General features: G+C 43.1%; 1 protein-coding gene and 1 pseudogene. Both read right to left on the bottom strand.

Annotated features, from left to right (window positions below; all coding sequences use genetic code 11):
* Positions 1–89 precede the first annotated feature (89 nt).
* On the bottom strand, positions 90–320 hold the full coding sequence (locus tag R7R78_RS26125) for a FeoC-like transcriptional regulator (protein WP_005496063.1): 231 nt from the start codon (positions 318–320) through the stop codon (positions 90–92).
* Positions 317–727, bottom strand: a pseudogene (locus R7R78_RS26120) (nucleoside recognition domain-containing protein); the annotation flags it as partial. The gene R7R78_RS26125 and the pseudogene R7R78_RS26120, both read right to left, overlap by 4 nt.

Genomic DNA, 727 nt, shown 5'->3' with positions numbered 1-727 from the left:
TGCCATCGACAAGGCTATTGATTAGAAAAGAAAAAGCCGCATCAGAAATGACACGGCTTTATTATTTGTAAACTTTGGTTGATAAACCACTACATCGTAACAGTGAGTGACAACCCATCTTGTTTTGTCACGGCATAACGCACACGCATCACATCTCGAGCTTTATTGGTATCAACCAAGCGGCTAATTTTACCCTTCTTGATCCACACGCTTAACATTGCATCCGCACCGTCTTCACTCATTCCAAACTGCTTAGCCAGCTCAGACTGTGAGACCGTCCCTTTGTCTGCAATATATTGATAAAGCTCATTTAAAATCATGCGACTTGCGCCTCTAACGCACCATGTTGTTTTTTACCAATACGTTTGAATACGTGATAAGTTCCGATGAAGATTGCAACAATAATTGCCATCCAGACACCACTAGTAATTGGGCTTTCAGAGAAATGCGTCAACTGATTGTAGAACGTTGCACATAGGTAAGCTAAACCCATCGTCCATACCGCAATAAAACGTGCGAAGTTATGGCCAAATTCACGTACGTACGCCCCCATCGCAGCAACACATGGTGTGTACAACAAGATGAAGATCAAGTAAGCAAACGCGGCATGACCAGAAACAAACTGAGACTTAATGTTGCCGAAGATAGACGCATCCACTTCTTGTTCTTCTGCGACCGCATTTGAATCTGTTAGGTCACCCACTTCAATGCCTAATGGATCAGAGTA

It is taken from the genome of Vibrio sp. 2134-1 (genome assembly GCF_033339495.1).
The sequence above is the reverse complement of the archived record's forward strand: the minus strand, read 5'-3'. Positions and strand labels throughout refer to the sequence as shown.

What these genes read in the sequence shown, in the direction of transcription:
- R7R78_RS26125 (WP_005496063.1), bottom strand. Translation starts at nt 320, where the DNA reads ATGATTTTAAATGAGCTTTATCAATATATTGCAGACAAAGGGACGGTC.